Origin of the sequence: Microbacterium sp. 2RAF4 (assembly GCF_052115285.1) — a bacterium.
GTDB lineage: Bacteria > Actinomycetota > Actinomycetes > Actinomycetales > Microbacteriaceae > Microbacterium > Microbacterium oxydans.
Map to the genome: position 1 here is coordinate 1407940 of NZ_JBFRGI010000002.1, position 17663 is coordinate 1425602.

General features: G+C 68.5%; 18 protein-coding genes. 1 reads left to right on the forward strand and 17 read right to left on the reverse strand.

All coding sequences use genetic code 11. The features are described from left to right. Positions 1-25: 25 nt before the first annotated feature. Complete coding sequence (locus AB4070_RS11245) at positions 26-1096, forward strand: hypothetical protein (RefSeq protein WP_441980166.1); 1071 nt, start codon at positions 26-28, stop codon at positions 1094-1096. 18 nt (positions 1097-1114) lie between these two features. Here the strand turns inward: AB4070_RS11245 and AB4070_RS11250 are convergent, their stop codons facing one another. The 17 genes from AB4070_RS11250 to AB4070_RS11330 all read right to left on the reverse strand — a co-directional run bounded on the left by AB4070_RS11250 (position 1115) and on the right by AB4070_RS11330 (position 17577). Further along, the gene (locus tag AB4070_RS11250) at positions 1115-3115 is read right to left on the reverse strand and encodes a cytochrome c oxidase assembly protein (protein WP_441980167.1); all 2001 of its coding nucleotides are present in this window, start codon (positions 3113-3115) and stop codon (positions 1115-1117) included. Between the two features lie 88 nt (positions 3116-3203). Next, on the reverse strand, positions 3204-3491 hold the full coding sequence (locus AB4070_RS11255; RefSeq protein WP_017203554.1) for an HU family DNA-binding protein: 288 nt from the start codon (positions 3489-3491) through the stop codon (positions 3204-3206). Positions 3492-3802: 311 nt separating this feature from the next. Beyond that, complete coding sequence (gene rpsN, locus AB4070_RS11260; protein WP_017203557.1) at positions 3803-4108, reverse strand: 30S ribosomal protein S14; 306 nt, start codon at positions 4106-4108, stop codon at positions 3803-3805. Positions 4109-4111: 3 nt separating this feature from the next. Next, positions 4112-4282, reverse strand: a complete 171-nt coding sequence (gene rpmG, locus AB4070_RS11265; RefSeq protein WP_017203558.1) for a 50S ribosomal protein L33 — start codon at positions 4280-4282, stop codon at positions 4112-4114. Beyond that, on the reverse strand, positions 4282-4518 hold the full coding sequence (gene rpmB, locus AB4070_RS11270) for a 50S ribosomal protein L28 (protein ID WP_017203559.1): 237 nt from the start codon (positions 4516-4518) through the stop codon (positions 4282-4284). Before rpmB ends, rpmG begins: the two co-directional genes overlap by 1 nt. Positions 4519-4708: 190 nt before the next feature. After that, a complete protein-coding gene (locus tag AB4070_RS11275) occupies positions 4709-5467 on the reverse strand; it encodes a DNA-3-methyladenine glycosylase (RefSeq protein WP_441980168.1) in 759 nt (252 codons plus the stop codon). 1 nt (position 5468) lies between these two features. Next, positions 5469-7334: a hypothetical protein gene (locus AB4070_RS11280; RefSeq protein ID WP_441980169.1), complete on the reverse strand. Its 1866-nt coding sequence runs from the start codon at positions 7332-7334 to the stop codon at positions 5469-5471. Then, complete coding sequence (locus AB4070_RS11285; RefSeq protein ID WP_441980170.1) at positions 7324-8256, reverse strand: TIGR03943 family putative permease subunit; 933 nt, start codon at positions 8254-8256, stop codon at positions 7324-7326. Before AB4070_RS11285 ends, AB4070_RS11280 begins: the two co-directional genes overlap by 11 nt. Further along, positions 8249-9289 (reverse strand): permease, encoded by a 1041-nt coding sequence (locus tag AB4070_RS11290; protein WP_441980171.1) that lies wholly within the window; start codon positions 9287-9289, stop codon positions 8249-8251. The genes AB4070_RS11285 and AB4070_RS11290 overlap by 8 nt, the downstream gene beginning before the upstream one ends. Beyond that, positions 9286-9702, reverse strand: coding sequence for a Fur family transcriptional regulator (locus AB4070_RS11295; RefSeq protein WP_045263847.1), 417 nt, complete (start codon positions 9700-9702; stop codon positions 9286-9288). Before AB4070_RS11295 ends, AB4070_RS11290 begins: the two co-directional genes overlap by 4 nt. Positions 9703-9748: 46 nt before the next feature. After that, a complete protein-coding gene (locus tag AB4070_RS11300; RefSeq protein WP_441980172.1) occupies positions 9749-10627 on the reverse strand; it encodes a metal ABC transporter permease in 879 nt (292 codons plus the stop codon). Continuing rightward, positions 10624-11478: a metal ABC transporter ATP-binding protein gene (locus AB4070_RS11305; protein WP_441980173.1), complete on the reverse strand. Its 855-nt coding sequence runs from the start codon at positions 11476-11478 to the stop codon at positions 10624-10626. Before AB4070_RS11305 ends, AB4070_RS11300 begins: the two co-directional genes overlap by 4 nt. Continuing rightward, the gene (locus AB4070_RS11310) at positions 11475-12533 is read right to left on the reverse strand and encodes a metal ABC transporter solute-binding protein, Zn/Mn family (RefSeq protein ID WP_441980174.1); all 1059 of its coding nucleotides are present in this window, start codon (positions 12531-12533) and stop codon (positions 11475-11477) included. Before AB4070_RS11310 ends, AB4070_RS11305 begins: the two co-directional genes overlap by 4 nt. 166 nt (positions 12534-12699) lie before the next feature. Next, positions 12700-14388: a glycoside hydrolase family 13 protein gene (locus AB4070_RS11315; protein WP_441980175.1), complete on the reverse strand. Its 1689-nt coding sequence runs from the start codon at positions 14386-14388 to the stop codon at positions 12700-12702. Between the two features lie 56 nt (positions 14389-14444). Then, positions 14445-15323, reverse strand: a complete 879-nt coding sequence (locus AB4070_RS11320; RefSeq protein ID WP_441980176.1) for a carbohydrate ABC transporter permease — start codon at positions 15321-15323, stop codon at positions 14445-14447. Continuing rightward, entirely contained in the window at positions 15323-16261 is a 939-nt protein-coding gene (locus tag AB4070_RS11325; protein WP_441980177.1) for a carbohydrate ABC transporter permease, read from the reverse strand. The genes AB4070_RS11320 and AB4070_RS11325 overlap by 1 nt, the downstream gene beginning before the upstream one ends. Next, entirely contained in the window at positions 16258-17577 is a 1320-nt protein-coding gene (locus AB4070_RS11330; protein ID WP_441980178.1) for an ABC transporter substrate-binding protein, read from the reverse strand. The genes AB4070_RS11325 and AB4070_RS11330 overlap by 4 nt, the downstream gene beginning before the upstream one ends. Positions 17578-17663: the final 86 nt, after the last annotated feature.

The following is a 17663-nucleotide window of genomic DNA, read 5'->3' on the forward strand; positions in this document are numbered from 1 at the left end:
CAGGACGCCCTCCTAGACTGACGCCATGGACCGGGCACGTGCGAGCGCGCCCCGGCGCGCGCGCCTGGGGGTCGACCTGGCGATGCTCGCCGTCGTCGGCCTCGTGCTCGTCGCCGCTCTCGGGGCAGGCGGAGCCACGCTCTACCAGCAGTTCTACGGACCGTCGGCGTTCGTCGTGCGCTACCTCGACCTGCTCTCCTCCGGTCGCGCCGCCGATGCGCTGCGTGTGCCCGGTGTCGCAGTCGACCGCGAGACCCTCGACGCCGCCGGCATCGATCCCGCCGCGTCCGAGGCCATGCTCCGTCACGCAGCGCTCGCCCCCCTGACCGATGTGGAGGTCACCTCCGAGGAGCCGGCGGAAGGCGGTACGGCCGTCACCGTCAGCTACAAGGCGAGCGGCCACCCGGGAACCAGCACCTTCCTGATCGAGCAGGACGGGTGGGCGGGTGTCACCCCGAACTGGCGCTTCACCACCAGCCCGCTGGCCGTGGTGGATCTGACGCTGCGCGGCGCAGACCGGTTCGCCGTGAACGGGTTCGAGGTCGACAGGCGTCAGATCTCGGTCGACGGGGTCGATGCGGCCTCGCTCGACCCGCTGCCGCTGCTCGTGTTCACACCGGGGCTCTATGCGGTGACGGTCGACACCCCGATCTCGACCGCCTCGGGCCATGGGGTGCTCGCCGACACGCCGCTCGCCATCACACCGCTCGATGTGCAGACCGAGCCGACGGAGGCGTTCGTCGACGTGGTCCAGGAGCGTGTCGAGTCCTTCCTCGCCGAGTGCACGAAGCAGGAGGTGCTCCAGCCGACTGCCTGCCCGTTCGGTCTGCGGGTCACGAATCGTCTCGCGTCCGCTCCGAAGTGGTCGATCGCCACCCAGCCCCGCGTCACGGTCACCCCCGACGGCGGACAGTGGCAGATTCCGTCGACGGACGCGGTCGCCCACGTGGACGTCGACATCAGGTCACTGTTCGACGGCAAGGTCCAGCCGCTGTCCGAAGACGTGCCGTTCCAGCTCAACGGGACGATCACGATCCTGCCGGACGGCACGGCGTCGATCAGGGTCGGATCCCCCAGCGAGGCCCCGGTCGGCTGAACGGACCCCGCGTCGGCCTCAGCGCCCTTCGCGGCGGTCGCGCTCGGCGAGGGCCGCCAGCTTGGCGTTGTACTCCTCGAGCTCCGCATCCCCGGTGCGGTCGGCATGCCGGTCACGGCGCTTCTGCAGCTTGGTGTCGCTGCGACTCCACTGGATCGCGACCGTGATCGCGAGGATCAGGGTGGGGATCTCGCCGATCGACCATGCGATGCCGCCGCCCACGTACTGGTCCATCATCGGGTCGACACCCCAGTCACGACCCATCGAGCCGAACCAGTCGGCGACCATGAGCCCCTCCTGCATCATGATCGCGATCCCGAAGAAGGCGTGCATCGCCATCACGGCGATCAGGGTGATCAGCCGGCCCGGGTACGGCAGACGGTACGGGACGGGGTCGACGCCGATCAGGCTCATCACGAAGAGGTAGCCGGAGATCAGGAAGTGGATCACCATCCACTCGTGGCCGAGGTGCTCGTACATCGACCACCGCACCAGATCGGTGAAGTAGAAGGCCCACAGCGACAGGATGAAGATCGCGGCCGCGACGAACGGGTGGGTCACGACGCGCGCGAACGGAGAGTGCACGGCCCACATGATCCATTCGCGACCGCCGCGCGTGCCGTCGTCGCGCTTGTGGATCGCACGGAGGGCGAGGGTGATGGGGGCGCCGGAGACCATCAGCAGCGGGATGGCCATCGACAGCATCATGTGGCCCATCATGTGGATGCTGAACAGGTACTCCTGGTACGCGTTGAGCGGGCCGCTGGTCACCCAGACCAGCATCACCATGCCGAGCACCCAGAACACGGTGCGATGGATCGGCCACCGGTCGCCGCGCAGCCGCAGGCGTCGCACGCCGGCGAGGTACAGGAACAGACCGAAGCCGGCAGCGACGAGCCAGAGCACGTCGAAGTCCCATGCGGTGAACCAGCGCTCCAGCGTCAACTCCGGAGGCAGCGTCGAGCCGGTGAGGATCTGTGCGGGGGTCTGGGCGAAGGCAGCGACCTCGCCGGTGGGGGGAGGCGTGCGTGCGAGAGCGGCTGCCGCACCGGATGCGAGGCCCATCAGCGCGACCTCGCACAGCACCAGGAGCCAGAACCAGCCCGCCGCGCGCTCACCCGCGAGCTTGGGGATGAGGCGGGCGCGATACCAGGCACCCAGCAGCCCCATCCCGCCCAGGAAGGCGACCTTGGCCAGCACGATCCAGCCGTACGGGGTGGCCCAGAGGGCCTCCCAGCTTCCGACGGCCACGATCGACCGGGTGACCCCCGAGAACGCCACCACGGCGAACGCGGCGATCGCCAGGGAGGAGTAGCGGCCCACGAGGCGGACGGCATCGACGTCGGTCCGTCCCCGCAGCAGCACGAGCAGCAGAAGGCCACCGAGCCAGACCGCGGCGCCGATCGTGTGAAGCAGGATCGAGTTCACCGCCATGTTGTGCCCGGCGAGGTCGCCGGCGTGCCCCTGCGTCGCGAGGGGGAGGAAGGATGCCGCGGCGAGCAGCGCCGTGATGAGCGTGGGCGTCCATGAGCGCCAGGCGAACGCCAGCACGGTGATGATCGCACCGAAGATGGTGGTGATGAGCCAGGACTGACCCAGCGGCAGCTCCAGCAGGAAGCGGCCGAGTTGCGAGCCGAACTCGCGCTCGATGCTGAGCTTCGGGTTGAAGGCGGCCATGAAGGCCAGGAACCCGGCGAGGCCCGCGGAGACCGTGAACACGGCGGCGCCGACCGAGGCGATGTTCAGAGCCGCGTCGAACGACCGCTCCCCCGCGCGCAGACCGAAGAGCGCGAGCACGAGCGAGCCGAGCATGACCGCGCCGGAGACGTTCATGACGAGCTTGGCCACGGGCGTGCCCCAGAGCACGAACGGACCGGGGTCCTGCAGCAGTGGAGGCTTGGCCCCGCCACCCACGAGGAGCGCCAGCACCAGGGCCACGAGGGCGGCGACGAGGAGGATGGCGACGCCGACGATGCGATACGCCGAAATCCGACTCGTCGACTCGCTGCGGGAACTCACCCCTCCAGCCTAGGCGCGCCCGGCGATGAGAAAGCACGAAGGCCACTCCCGTCGGAACGGGAGCGGCCTTCGAAGAGGTGCGGTCGAATTACTTGACGGCAGCCTTGAGCTTGGAACCAGCGGTCACCTTGACGCGCTTGCCGGCCGGGATCTTGATCTCGGCACCGGTCTGCGGGTTGCGGCCCGTGCGAGCAGCGGTGTCGACCTGCTCGAAGGAGATCCAGCCCGGGATGGAGACCTTGCTGCCCTTGGCAACAGCGTCGGAGACCGTGGCGAACAGCGAGTCGAGGACACCGGAGACGGTGGCCTGGCTCTGGCCGGTGGCGGAAGCGATGCTCGCGACGAGCTCGGTCTTGGTGATGGACTTGTCAGCCATGTCATCCTCCAGCGACGAGGACCGTCGCATCGTTGTGGGGTGTCGGAGCGGATGCTCCTGGTCTGTCGACCGCCTTGAATGTATCAACGACCACCCTCATTTCCGCGTCATTTCGCGGGTTTTGGGCAATTACTGGGCGTGTCGCGTCACTTTTGTCACTCCAGTCACAGGTTCGGGGGCCTCGGCGGACGGGAGAGCAGTTCCAGGAAACGGCCTGATCCGGCGTGTTCGCCTGATCCGGCTCACGGGGCGGGGACGCGAAAGGGGCGAGGATCCGAAGATCCTCGCCCCTTTCGGCTGTCTGCTGAGACTTACCAGCTCGACTTGGTGACGCCGGGCAGCTCGCCACGGTGTGCCATGTCACGGAAGCGGACACGCGAGATGCCGAACTTCGTGAGGACACCGCGGGGGCGGCCGTCGATGACGTCGCGCGAACGCACGCGAGCCGGCGACGCGTTGCGCGGCAGCTTCTGCAGGCCGACGCGTGCGGCCTCGCGGGCCTCGTCGGTGGCGTTCGGGTCGATCAGGGTCTTCTTCAGCTCTGCGCGACGCTCGGCGTAACGCTCGACGATGACCTTGCGCTGCTCGTTGCGAGCGATCTTGCTCTTCTTAGCCATTGATCAACGCTCCTCTCGGAATTCGACGTGCTGACGGATGACCGGGTCGTACTTCTTGAGCACGAGGCGGTCGGGGGTGTTGCGGCGGTTCTTCTTCGTCACGTACGTGTAACCCGTACCTGCCGTCGAACGCAGCTTGATGATCGGACGGACGTCCTGAGCCTTCTTGGCCATTAGAGCTTCACACCCTTCGCCTGGAGGTCCTTGACCACGTTCTCGATGCCGCGGACGTCGATCACCTTGATGCCCTTGGCGGACACGTTGAGCGTGATCTTACGACCGAGCGAGGGAACGAAATACGTCTTCTTCTGCACGTTCGGGTCGAAGCGACGCTTCGTCCGGCGGTGCGAGTGCGAGACATTGTGTCCGAAGCCGGGAACAGCTCCGGTCACCTGGCACACTGCTGCCATGATGTGACTCCTTCTATACCGTGAGGCCGGACGGCCCCACCCAAGATCCCTTGTCTGCACACGACCACGACCCGCCGATCTCTCGGCCGCAGAAGGGGAAGCATGCGAACTGCGCACAGGAGTGTGCGCAGACAAAGAGTCAGTTTAGCACGGTCGGCAATCCGGGTCGCATCACGCACACGGCACCATCTCAGCCCGACATCGAGCCGTTCGCGCGACTCGAAGCCTCAGCCGCACCGCGTCCCCACCGGAACGGGGACACCGTGGGATCCGCGTCGATCCAGAAGCGCCACGGGAATGCCGCGGTCCCTGCGATGCCTGCCACCCCGACCCGAGGGCCGCTCACCACGTCGTCGCGCTGCGGACCCAGCCAGAGCTCCGCCCGCGCCCCGTGCTGCTGGTCTCCCGTGAGAGCGTCGATCCCGTCGTGCAACGGATGCCGCAGACCCACAGCCTGTCCGAGGCGCCCCGGTCCGCGGGCGAGGTCCCGCAGCGCGATGCGCCTGAGTGGAAGGGCGACACCACGACGCAGGGCAGCGGTCTCCACCCCTGCCACGACCGCACCGGCGCGGAGCAGCACGCCGTCGCCCTGTCCCTCCGGTCCGCACACGACGTTGACGCAGGAGTGGATGCCGTGACTCAGGTACACGTAGAGATGCCCCGGCTCACCCCACATCGTCGAATTGCGCGCCGTCCGTCCCATGCGGGCGTGCGAGCCGGGGTCGGGGACCTCACCCGTGCCCTGCCCGTGGTACGCCTCGACCTCGGTGATGCGCAGCCGCACCTCGACGGGATCCGCATCCGCCGCAGTGGAGACGAACGTGCGCAGCTCTCCACCCAGCAGGCGCGGAGCGACGTCGACGGCGGAGCCGCTCAGGTCGGTGCGGACGGCACGGCGCAGAGCCTCCTGCGGCTCGGCACCGCGCACGGGGTCGGGACCGCCGGTCATCTCAGAATCTCGGGGCCGTCTGGCACCACGAGGCGTCGAAGCCGGTGAGGGCCACGAGCTCCTTGCCCGAGTCCATGTCGATCAGGTGCGTCTCGACGTTCTCCGGGAGCGGCAGCAGCATCCCGTCGTAGGCGTTGTTCGCCAGGTCGGGCGCGACCACGACGGCGGCATACTGACCGCTCGGCGATGCACAGGCCTGGAGGATCGAGTCCGTGGACCCGACCTCGACCAGCGGGGTCGCCGCACCGTCGTCGTCCACCCGCACGACCACCTGCCCGACCGGGAGTCCTTCGTCGTCGCGGGCGACGACGTGGCGAAGTGTGCCACCGGGGAAAGGCGTGATGGAGCTCGCCGTGCCGTAGTCGGGGTCCGAGGCGGCGAGGGGCTGCTCCGTGCCGTCGGCCAGATCCAGTTCGACCACGGCTCCATCGAGCCGCTCCACGATCGCCGTGTACGTGCCTCGGGAGATCCCCTGGATGGTGGCTGCCAGGCCGAGCGACTGCACGCCGGCATCGGTCGAACGGTCGACGAGCGAGAGCGCTCCGTCGAAGTCGATGAACAGCACGGCCGCGCTGTCGGGAACGAACTGCCACACGAAGACGCTCGCCTCGGCACCGGCGACCTCGATGATCTGCGGGTCGTCGTCGCCGCTCAGCGACTGCGTGACGAGAACGCTCGCCCGCCCTTCGGTATCGCTGAGCTCCTTGTCGGAGTAGCTGTAGCCGACCAGGCCGCCGCGCTCGGAGACCTGGATGGCCCCCACGTAGCCGTCACCGGGGAGCTTCAGCTCACGTTGGTTCTTGCCGTCGCGGTCCATCACGAGCAGGCGGGACCCTTCGTCCTCCTCGACCGAGACCACGAGCTGCGTCGATGTTGCACGGAAGTCGTTGATCTTGTCGTGCTCGAAGACCGGAACGGCCTTCTCTCCGCTGAGGTCCGTGAGGAAGATCTTGTCCTTGCCCTCGACGTCGCGGCGCAGCAGGAAGATGTTCGACGGCGGCGTCGTGAAGCTCGTGGACAGCGTCGTCGTCGGGCCGCCTCCGGCGCCGACGACATCGGCCACGCGGATCGTGTACTCGGTCGAATCGTCGAGTGGGACGGTGAACCGCACCCCCACGCCACGACCGGAGGCATCGACCGTGAACGGCACCGCCGGCTCGACCGTGACCTGCGCGGGGTCGATGTCTGCGAGCGCCTGGTTCGCGGTGAGGATGACGCGGCTGCCTGAGGACTCGATCGCCTGCGCGGCGTTCACCTGCACATCGCTGATGCGCGGTCCCTGGAGGAGACTCGCGACGCCCAGACCCGTTCCGACGATGACGAGGACGCCCAGCACGGCGGCGAGCGTGACGACGAAGCGACGACGGCTCCCCGGAGTGTGGCCTGGTTCCGGCTCTGCTCCGACACGAGGGCTGGGAGGCGTGTACGGCTCTGCGGCCTCTGCCCCCTCCCTCTCGATGTCCGGGGCCGCACCGACGAACACGGGCTCTGTCGCGAGCGGGACGGGCGGAAGGGCGGTCGCCTCCGCGTCTTCTCGGGCTGCAGCCTCGAAGGCGGCCATCTTCCGGGCCGCGGCCTCCTGCTCGGCGACCTCACGGTCGCCCGCCTCGCGCACGGCAGCTTCACGGAGGGCTGCCTCGTCTGCGACGGCATCCGGCTGCTCGGCAGTCCGAGGGTCCGTAGCGGCAGACGAGGGATCCGCGGTGTGCGGAGTGTGTTCCGGCGACGGGGCGACGTGTTCGGCGGACGCGATCACGCGGTCGATCCGCTCCGCCTCCGCGGCTTCGGCGGCTTCTCGCGCCGCTCGCATCTCCGCGCGTGTGCGCGGGACGGCGGGCACCTCCGGGCGCTCGTCGTCAGTACTCATAGGGGTCCCCCGGCTCGTCGATCGCGACGACGTCGGTCGGCTCGATGCGGAGCTTCCCGTCGGCATCCGCACGCACGGTTCCGGTGATCTCGACCCATTGGCCGGTGGCGTAGTCGTCGGGCTTCACGTCGACCGGGAGGATGGCGGTCTGCGCGTCGATCACGCAGTGCGTGATGACCAGGCGGGTGAGATTGACGCCGTCGTCGGCATCGTCCGGGGTCACGAAGCCCGTGAGCTTCACCGGCGCACCGTCATATGCCGCGGTGTTCGTCGATGCGGCGAACACGCTCGCCCAGTCGCCGACGCCGAACGTCGAGGTGTCGGCGACGCCGAGGGCCACCGTGTCGGCACCCGCGAACAACGCGCTCTGCTCTCCCGCGCGCGACATCGCGAGCTCGACGGACAGCGAGGCGGGCGGCAGCACGAGGCCGGCCACCACCACCCCCGAGGCGATGACTCCACCGGTGACGGCGGCGACCCCGGCGAGCGTGCGACGCGAAGAGGACGGAGTGGCCGGGCGCCCGTCGCCGTCATCCGGGTCGGAGTGAGCCGGGTCGGCGTTCTCCGGGTCGGCGTTCTCCGGGTCGGCGTTCTCCGGGTCGGCGTTCTCCGCGCGCGCCGTGCGGCGCGTGGGAGCGGGGGCATGCCCATGATCGTGACCATGGTCGCTCTCCTCGCCGAGTGGGAGGGTGCACGACCAGATCGCACCGGCCAGGGTGACGACAGCGGCTGTGCACGCGAACCACACCGACTCGGGGCTGATGTAGAGGGTGAGACGTCCGGTGAGACCGAGACCGAGGGTGACGACCGAGATCACGGCGGCGAGCCCCACACCCAGCCAGCGGGTGCCGAGGGCGCGAACGCGCGCTGCGGTGGGCGCAGACAGCACCACATGCTCGGACAGCGCCACATGCTCAGACAAGGACGTTCACCCCGATCCCGATGGCGAAGGCCGCGGCGAGCACGATGCCGACGATCCCGACGAGCGTGCGGCCCGTGAAGGTCGTGCGCATGAGCGCGAGCATCTTGATGTCGACGAGCGGGCCGACGAGCAGGAAGGCCACGATCGCGCCGGACGAGAACGTCGACGCGAACGACAGCGCGAAGAAGGCGTCGACATTCGAGCAGATGGCCACCGTCATCGCGAGGGCCATCATCGCGACGATCGACAGCACCGGGTTGGAGCCGATCGCCAGCAGCCACTCCCGCGGGATGAGCACCTGCACGGCCCCGGCCAGCGCCGAGCCGATCACGAGTGCGGGCATCACGGCGCGCAGCTCGATGAGGAACTGGGTGAGACTGCGACGTACAGGGGTGCCCGGTTCGTGGGTCACCCGGTCGCAGGTGTCGACGAAGCGCTGCGTGAGCATGCCGTCGGGGTCGGGGTGGCGGCTGTAGATCCAGCCGATCAGGTTCGCGATCAGGTAGCCGCCGACGAGGCGGGCGACGAGGATGCCGCCGTCCCAGCCGAACGCCGCGTGCGTGGTGAGGATCACGATCGGGTTCACGATCGGTGCGGCGATGAGGAACGTCATCGCCTCCGCCGGCGCGAGGCCGCGCATCATGAGTCCGCGGGCGAAGGGGACGTTGCCGCACTCGCACACCGGGATCAGCATGCCGAGCAGGGACAGCACAGCGCGACGGGCCCACGCGCGCTTCGGCAGCCAGCGGTGGATGACGTCGGCCGGAAGCCAGACCTGCACCACGATCGACAGCAGCACTCCGAGGATCACGAACGGCAGGGCTTCGATGAGCACGCTCAGCGCGAGCGTGAGGCCGTCCTGCGCGCGGGTGGGCAGCGAGGCGGGGAACAGCTTCGGCAGGAAGGCGTCGATCAGGAACAGGGCGGCGATGATGGCCGCGCCGAGGCCGAGGCCGATCCAAGCCGATCGCGGCGAGGGTGACGGGCGATGGGAGTGGCCGTGACGGGTCGCCGTTGCTGCGGAGGAGCTCACGCGGACGCGGCCCTCTCGGCGTCGCGCTTGTTCGCGCACGGGGTGCACAGTCCGAAGATGTCGACCACGTGCGCGGCCTCGGTGAAGCCGTGAAGCGCTGCCGTGCGGTGCGCCCACTGCTCGACGTCCTTGGCCTCGATCTCGACCGTCAGGCCGCAGGACCGGCAGATGAGGTGGTGGTGGTGGCCCTGCGTTGTGCAGGCCCGGTAGAGCGCCTCGCCCTCGGGGCTCTGCAGCGAGTCGGCGTCTCCGGAGGCTGCGAGCCCGGCGAGGGCGCGATAGACCGTGGCCAGGCCGATGCCGGTGTTGTCGTCGCGCAGCGAGGCGTGCAGGCTCTGGGCGCTCACGAATCCGCGCGCGTCGGCGAGTGCTTCGCGCACGCGTTCGCGCTGCCAGGTGTTCCGCTGAGCCATACGAAGAGTCTAGGCCGCGGCGATCAGCGGGGGCTGGGAGCGGCGCTCAGGCCTGGACTCGGCGGATGCGGGCACGCGAGCGCTGCACGATCCAGCAGATGACGTAGATCGTGAACGAGAACGTGGTGATGTACGGACTCACCGGCAGCGTTCCGGCGAGGGCGAGCAGAATGCCGCCGACCGCGGAGACGAACCCGAACAGGGCGGCCAGCAGCGGCACCGCGATGGGACCGGCGGTGACGCGCATCGCGGCGGCGGCGGGGGTGACCAGCAGTGCCATCACGAGCAGCGCTCCGATGATGTGCACGCTCACGGCGACGATCAGGCCGAGCAGCACCATGAACAGCAGGCTGACGGCTCGGGTCGGCACTCCGCGGGCGGCCGCCGATTCCGGGTCGAGCGAGTCGAAGCGCAACGGATTCCACATCACCAGCAGTCCGATGAGCACGACCATGCTGATGCCGATCAGCCATCCGAGGTCGGGGCTCGAGACCGAGACGATCTGCCCCGTCAACAGGCTGAAGCGGTTGGCGCTGCGGCCGTCGTAGAGCGACAGGAACAGGATGCCGAGACCGAGACCGAACGGCATGAGCACACCGACGATGGAGTTGCGGTCCCTGGCCTTGGCCCCGAGCACGCCGATCAGGATCGCGGCGACGAGCGCCCCGCCGAGGGAACCGGCCACCACGCTGCCGCCGAAGAGCAGGGCTGCCGCCGCCCCGGCGAAGGAGAGTTCGCTCACGCCGTGCACCGCGAAGGCCAGGTCGCGCTGCATCACGAAGACGCCGATCAGGCCGCCCACGATCCCCAGCACGGCTCCCGCGATGATCGAGTTCGCGAGCAGGGCGACGAGCTCGCCGTAGTCCTGGAAGGAGAAGATGTCGTCCCAGCCGACCATGGGCGCGATGGCTGCCGCCGCGTTCATGCCGCTCCCCCGTGCGCGTGATCGCCGTGATCGTGGTGAGGCTCGGCATCAGGCACGCCCACGACGACCAGACGGTCGCCGGCGCGGAGGACGAACACCGGGGTGCCGTAGAGGTCGGTGAGCACGCGGGTCTGCAGCACCTCGTCGGGGGTTCCCAGCAGGAACCGCCCGCCGGCGATGTAGAGGATGCGGTCGACCCTGCCCAGGATCGGGTTGATGTCGTGGGTGACGAACAGCACCGCCGCCTCGCGTTCGCGGCGCTGACGGTCGATGATGTCGGTCACGGCCACCTGATTGGCGAGGTCGAGGTTCGACAGCGGCTCGTCGCACAGCAGGAGTGCGGGCTCGTCGGCGAGGGCCTGGCCGACCCGGAGCCGCTGCTGTTCGCCGCCCGAGAGCAGCCCGACGCGGCGATCCGCAAAGTGGGAGGCACCGACCGCGTCGAGCAGTCGGTCGACCTTGGCCCGGTCGCCGCGGTGCGGGATGGGGAAGCCGAAGCGGCTGCCCTGCACCCCGAGGGCGACCAGATCGCGGGCCCGCATGCTCGTGTCGGGGGCGAGATTCCGCTGCTGGGGGATGTACCCGATGCGGGAGTTGCCCCGATGGACGGGTTCACCCGCGACGCGGATCGTGCCGGACGACAGCGGCTGCAGCCCCAGGATGCTGCGCAGGAGCGTGGTCTTGCCCGAGCCGGAAGGACCGAGCACGGCGATGAACTCCCCCGGGGCGACTGTGAGATCGAGGCCCGACCAGAGCTCGCGATCGCCGCGGTGCAGGGACGCGTCGGAGATCTGGAGCACCGGGTCCTTGGCCGTCGTGGGCCCCTGAGCGTGCCGAAGGGCGCCGCTCACGGCTGGACGGCGGCGGCGAGGCTCTTGATCGCGTCACTCATCCACTCAGAGTACGACGATCCGTCCTCGAGCAGCTCCGTGAAGGCGACGACCGGGACCCCGGCGTCCTTGGCCGCGGTCTCGACGCGCTGGGTCTCGGACCCACCCGTCTGCGCATTCGTCAGCAGCGCGGTGACCTGGCCGCTGTCGATCACGTTCAGCGCCTCGAGCAGCACGGCGGGTGCGACATCGGTGCCCTCTTCGACCGACTCGGCGAAGCCTTCGGGGGTGACATCGGTGAATCCGGCGGCGGTGGCGAGGTAGCCGGGCAGCGGTTCGGTGATGAAGACGTTGACGTTCGGCGCATCCGTCTTGAGGGTCGCGAGGTCGGTCTCGAAGCCTTCGAGGTCGGCGGTGAGCGAGGCGGCGTTGGCGGCGAACTCCTTCGCCCCGTCGGGGTCGAGCTCGGTCAGTTCGTCGGCGATGGCCTCGACGACGTGGATCATCGTGTGCGGGTCGAACCACACGTGCTCGTTGAAGCCCTCGATGTGGTCGTGCCCCTCATGACCGTCTTCCCCTTCGGCGTGGTCGTGATCGTGAGCGCCCTCCTCGGGGGCAGCGTCCTCCTCGGGGGCAGCGCTCTCCTCGGGAGCGTCGGTGGCGGTCTCGTCCGCGTGATCGTGGTCGGCCTCGCCGTCGTGTCCCTCGTTGCCGGGGAAGTCGTGCGAGTACTCGACGGCCGTCACCACGTGCGGATCCTTCGCATCCTGCAGCAGTGTGTCGATGAAGGCGTCGTAGCCGCCGCCGTTCTCGATCACGAGGTCGGCCTTCTGCACGGTCAGCCGGTCACGGGCGCTCGCCTCGTAGGAGTGCGGATCCTGCGACGCCGACGTGATGATCGACTGCACGTCGACGCGGTCTCCACCGATGGTCGATGCGATGTCGCCGTAGACGTTCGTGCTCGCCACGACCGTGATGGTGCCGTCGTCGCCCTCTCCCGCCGAGGGGGTCGAGCATCCGGCCAGCGAGAGTGCGGCGACAGATGCGAGGGCGAGGGCGACGACGGGCTTCTTCATGCTCTCACTCTAAACGCTAATGAGAACCATTATCAAATCGCCCCTGACCGCCCCCTGGCCAAAACGGAGACGACCCGACATCCGCGCGGCGTGTCAGTGCTCGACAGCCCGCGCGGAGCGCGGATCGTCTCCGTTTCGGCTGGGGTTGCGGCTGGCGGGCGGAAGCTCAGCCGAGCAGGCCGGACGGTGCGATCCAGGCTGTGGCCTCACCGGGGAGCGCAGAAGCGTCGAGCGGAGCGCTCGCGAGCACGACATCCGCGGCCGCATCCCCGAGGTCGAACGGTTCCGTGCCGAAGTTCGACACCACCTGCCATCCGTTCGGCCGGGTGAAGCGCAGCACGTCGGCGCGTCCGGTGTCGATCCACTCCAGGGTCTCCTCGGTCTGCAGCAGGTGCCGGAGGCGCAGGGCCTCCCGATACAGCGACAGCGTCGACGAGGGATCGGCGGCCTCCACGTCGACCGCGTACTCGGCGAACCACTCGGGCTGCGGCAGGTGCGCGCCCTCCGCGCCGAAGCCGTACGATGAACCGGACGCCGTCCACGGCAGGGGCACACGGCACCCGTCTCGGCCGAGCCCGTCGAACTCGGCACCGCGGAAGAACCCGGGGTCCTGACGCTGTTCCGGCGTGATCTGCGCCACCTCGTGCAGTCCCAGTTCCTCACCCTGGTAGAGGTAGGTGCTGCCGGGAAGGCCGAGCAGCAGCAGGGTCGCGGCGTGGGCCCTGCGGAGTCCGCCCTCGCGGTCGAGGCCGTCCGCTGGACCGCCGTCCTTGACCCATTCGGTGCCCTGCTTGACCGGGCGCCCGTTCAGCGCCGGGAGTCCGTAGCGGGTGGCGTGCCGGGTGACATCGTGGTTCGACAGCACCCAGGTGGTCGACGATCCGGTCTCCTGCGCCTGCTGCAGGTTGTCGGCGATGATGCTCCGGAACTGCCGGGCGTCGAAGTCGGCCACGAGCAGGTCGAAGTTGAACGCCTGCCCGAGCCCTTCCGCCGAGGCGTACTTCGCCCGGCGCTCCGGGGTGTCCACCCACGCCTCGGCCACGGCCGTGCGCGGCGGGTCGTACTCGTTGAAGACCGCGCGCCACTCGGCGTAGATCTCGTGCACGTCGTCGCGGTCGACCATCGGGTGCGTGCCCGAGGTGCGGTCCATCGCATCGAGCTCGGCACGCGAGGGAAGCGGCTCGCTGAGGTCCTTCGTGAGCATGTGGGCGACGTCGATGCGGAACCCGTCGACGCCGCGGTCCGACCAGAAGCGCAGCGTCTTCAGGAAGTCGGCGCGCACCTCGGGGTGGTCCCAGTTCAGGTCGGGCTGCTCCACGGCGAAGTTGTGCAGGTACCACTGCCCGTCCGCCACGCGCTCCCAGGCGCTGCCGCCGAACACGGACTCCCAGTCGGTCGGCGGCTCCGAGCCGTCGGCACCGGTGCCCTCACGGAAGATGTAGCGGTCCCGTGCGGCCGACCCGCGTCCTGCGGCGAGCGCCTCCTGGAACCACTCGTGCTGGTCGGAGGAGTGGTTGGGGACGATGTCGACGATCACGCGGATACCGCGGGAGTGCAGGGCCCCCACCATGTCGTCGAAGTCGGCGAGGGTGCCGAGCCGCGGATCGACGTCGCGGTAGTCGGCGACGTCGTAGCCGCCGTCGGCGAGTGCGGACGGGTAGAACGGGCTGAGCCACACCGCATCGATGCCGAGGCCCTGGAGGTAGTCGGCCCGGGAGACGATGCCGGGGATGTCGCCGATGCCGTCGCCGTTCGCATCGGCGAAGCTGCGCGGGTAGATCTGGTAGACGGCGGCCTGACGCCACCAGGCGGCGTCTTCGGCGGTGCGGGTCTCGACGAGAAGCGCGTCGGTCATGAGGGGAGAACTCCTTCTTTCTTGCGGGTGTCGTGCGTTCGTGTGGTCGTGCGGTGTCAGCCCTTGACGGCGCCCTGCGTGACGCCCTCCATGACCCACCGCTGAGTGAACAGGTAGGCCACGATCGCGGGGGCCATCGCCATCAGGTACGAGGCGAAGGCGACGTTGTAGTTGTTGCTGAACTGGGTCTGGAAGAGGTTCTGCCGCACGGGCAGCGTCTGCAGCGCGGGGTCGGCGATGATGAGCGACGGCATCATGAAGTCGTTCCAGGCGTACAAGAACGCGAAGATGCCGACGGTCGCGCTCATCGGGGCGAGCAGCGGGAAGATCAGCTTCCAGAAGGTCTGCCAGGTCGTCGCGCCGTCGATGCGTGCGCTCTCCTCCAGCTCGATAGGGATCGACCGCAGGAACGCCGTGAACAGCAGCACACTGAAGCTCAGCTGGAACATGGTCGCGAGGATGATGACCCCGAGCGGATTGTCGAGCCCGACGCGTCCGGTCAGCTGGATCTGCGGCAGCGCCACGACGGGGAACGGGATGAACATCGCCGCGAGCAGGTAGAAGAACGAGTACCGGAACAGCCGTCGGTCCCAGTTGCGCACGATGGCGTAGGAGGCGAAGGCCGCCAGCACGATCGTCGCGATCACGGTGCCTGCGGTGACGAGCAGCGAGATCCCTGCGCCGACGGGGAACTTCGTCAGCGTCCACGCCTGTACGAAGCCGTCGATGCTGAACGGCGCCGGGAGCGAGAACGCGTTGCCGTCGACCGCCTGCCCCGTGGTCTTGAGCGCCATCGAGATGGTCACGTACAGGGGCAGGAGGACCGTGACTGCGCACAGGATCAGGATGATCGTGCCCGACCAGTTCACGCGTTCCATGCGGATGCGCGGCTTCTTGCCCGAGGTGGGGATGGTGGTGAGTGTCTGCGTCGACATCAGAGTGCGTTCCTTCCGCGCGTCAGCGACAGCTGGAGGAGGGAGATGAGCACGGCGACGATGAAGAAGATGGTCGCGTTGGCCATCTGGTACGCGTAGTCGCCGCCGTTGAAGCCCGCGATGATCGTCATCGCGACGCTGCGGGTCGAGGTGCCCGGCCCGCCGTTGGTGAGACCGACGATGATGTCGTAGGCGTTCAGGAAGCCCTTGAACCCGAGGATCACGTTGATCACCACGTATCCGGCGACGAGCGGCAGCGTGATGCGGGTGAGCTGCTGCGTCTTGCTGGCGCCGTCGATGCTCGCCGCCTCGTAGACCTCGCCGGGAACGGACAGAAGGCCGGCGATGTAGATGAGCAGTGTGCCGGGCACGGCCTGCCAGGCGGTGACGATGACGATCGCGACCCAGGCGAGGTCGGGGTTGGCGAGCAGGCTCGTCTCCAGCCACGGGATGCCCGCCGCCGCACCCGCCGCCGGAATGGAGTTCGAGAACAGGAAGTTGAAGACGTAGGCGATGATGATGCCCGAGATCACCATCGGGATCACGAAGACCGTGCGCAGGGCCGTCTTGAACCGGATGCGCGAGGTGAGTCCGACCGCCAGCAGGAACGCGATCACGTTCACGACGATGACCGTGGCGATCGAGAAGCCGAACGTGAACAGGTAGCTCTGCAGGATCGACGGATCGCTGAACAGGGCGATGTAGTTCGTCAGCCCGTTGAAGCTCCACTCCCCGATGCCGATCGAGTCGGTGAAGCTGAAGAAGATGCCGATGACGCCCGGCACCGTGATCGCGAGCGTGAAGATCACGAGCGTCGGCAGCAGGAACAGGTAGTAGATCGGCTCGACGCGGCGGGTGTGGCGTCGCAGCTTCCGGTCGCTTCCCGTGACGATGACGGTCGTGCTGTCGGAAGCAGAGGGAGTTGTCGTGGTGCTCATGATGCGCCCTCCTCGCCGGCGGCGTTGTCCTGCGTCGAGGGGATCGGCGCCCGGAAGGCGATGCGTGCCCAGTCGGCGTCCATGGTGCGCAGGATCGAGGTCGGAGAAGCCCCGAGCACCATCGCCTGCGCGTAGTTCATCATCGGCAGCGTCTTGGGCACGAGCACGGACGGGCCCTGATAGATCTGCCCGTTGTCGTAGTACTCGACCATCCCCTCGACCCGCGGGTCGTCGGGGGCGGAAGCGCCCTTCGTGGGCGTGAAGCCGAGCTGCGAGGCGTTGTACTCCTCGATGTTCTGCGGCTCGTAGAGGAACTCGAGGAAGTCGCGGGCGGCCTCCTGATGGCGCGAGCCCTCGGGGATCATCGCGGCGAGGTCCATGTTCACGCGCACCCCGAGGTCGGCCGGGTCGTTCGTCATCGGCAGCGGGAAGGTGCCCAGCTGCAGGTCGGGTGCGGTCTTCGCGATCTCGCTGAAGGCCCACGGACCCTGCAGGTACATCGCGGCCTCGCCCTTGCCGAAGGCGAGGTTGCCGTCGCCGTAGCCACGACTCGGGGCATCGGCGTTCGTGTAGTCGTTCGCGAGCTGCAGCATCTGGTCCATCGGCTCGGCGAAGTCCTTCGAGAACGAGACCTCCGAGTCGGGACCGACATCCGCACCCTCGTCCGCGAGCGCGTCGAAGAAGTCGATCACGTCGACCGAGCCGCCGGCGGTGTAGTCGTACCAGCCCTGGCCCACGGTCCAGTCGTCCTTGAACGTGCCGTAGAACGGGTCGATACCGGCCGCCTTCAGCTGCTCGCACACGGCGAGCAGCTCGTCCCAGGTCTGCGGGACCTCGAGGCCCTGGGCGTCGAAGATCTCCTTGTTGTAGATGACGGAAGCGGCCATCACCGAGTACGGGAGGGCGCTGGTGCGTCCCTCGCAGGAGCCGTACTGGTCCATGAGCGGCTGCAGGTCATCGCGGATGCCCGCAGCGGCGTCGGTCTCGGAGAGATCGGTGAGCGCGCACCGCTGCACGAAACGGGCGATCTCGTAGTTGTAGTTGGCGAGCATGATGTCGGGCGGATTGCCCCGCACGAAGCTCGCCGAGACGACGTCGACGCCCGAGGTGTCGATCTCGACCTTCACGTCGCTCTGCGAGGAGTTGTAGTCGGCGACGAGGGCGGTCATGAACTCGATCGCCTCGCGCTTGCTGAAGGTGAAGCGGATGGTCTCCGCTCCCGAGCCGGGGGCGCATCCCGCGAGCGCCGTGCCCACCAGGGTGACCCCCAGGGCCGCGGCCACCGCTCGCGCCGCGCGTGTTCGTGTGCCAGACACCGTCGTCCTTCCATCCCGTAGATCCGTGCACTAAATCTAGTGAGCGAATTTACTCTGTCGAACGGTACTCTCTCATTGGACGAGAG

Excerpts from the sequence above, each read along its gene's own strand:
- AB4070_RS11245 (WP_441980166.1), top strand. The coding sequence starts at position 26 with ATGGACCGGGCACGTGCGAGCGCGCCCCGGCGCGCGCGCCTGGGGGTC.
- AB4070_RS11255 (WP_017203554.1), bottom strand. The coding sequence starts at position 3,491 with ATGGCTGACAAGTCCATCACCAAGACCGAGCTCGTCGCGAGCATCGCT.
- rpsN (WP_017203557.1), bottom strand. The coding sequence starts at position 4,108 with ATGGCTAAGAAGAGCAAGATCGCTCGCAACGAGCAGCGCAAGGTCATC.
- rpmG (WP_017203558.1), bottom strand. The coding sequence starts at position 4,282 with ATGGCCAAGAAGGCTCAGGACGTCCGTCCGATCATCAAGCTGCGTTCG.
- rpmB (WP_017203559.1), bottom strand. The coding sequence starts at position 4,518 with ATGGCAGCAGTGTGCCAGGTGACCGGAGCTGTTCCCGGCTTCGGACAC.
- AB4070_RS11275 (WP_441980168.1), bottom strand. The coding sequence starts at position 5,467 with ATGACCGGCGGTCCCGACCCCGTGCGCGGTGCCGAGCCGCAGGAGGCT.
- AB4070_RS11280 (WP_441980169.1), bottom strand. The coding sequence starts at position 7,334 with ATGAGTACTGACGACGAGCGCCCGGAGGTGCCCGCCGTCCCGCGCACA.
- AB4070_RS11295 (WP_045263847.1), bottom strand. The coding sequence starts at position 9,702 with ATGGCTCAGCGGAACACCTGGCAGCGCGAACGCGTGCGCGAAGCACTC.
- AB4070_RS11300 (WP_441980172.1), bottom strand. The coding sequence starts at position 10,627 with ATGAACGCGGCGGCAGCCATCGCGCCCATGGTCGGCTGGGACGACATC.
- AB4070_RS11310 (WP_441980174.1), bottom strand. The coding sequence starts at position 12,533 with ATGAAGAAGCCCGTCGTCGCCCTCGCCCTCGCATCTGTCGCCGCACTC.
- AB4070_RS11315 (WP_441980175.1), bottom strand. The coding sequence starts at position 14,388 with ATGACCGACGCGCTTCTCGTCGAGACCCGCACCGCCGAAGACGCCGCC.
- AB4070_RS11320 (WP_441980176.1), bottom strand. The coding sequence starts at position 15,323 with ATGTCGACGCAGACACTCACCACCATCCCCACCTCGGGCAAGAAGCCG.
- AB4070_RS11325 (WP_441980177.1), bottom strand. The coding sequence starts at position 16,261 with ATGAGCACCACGACAACTCCCTCTGCTTCCGACAGCACGACCGTCATC.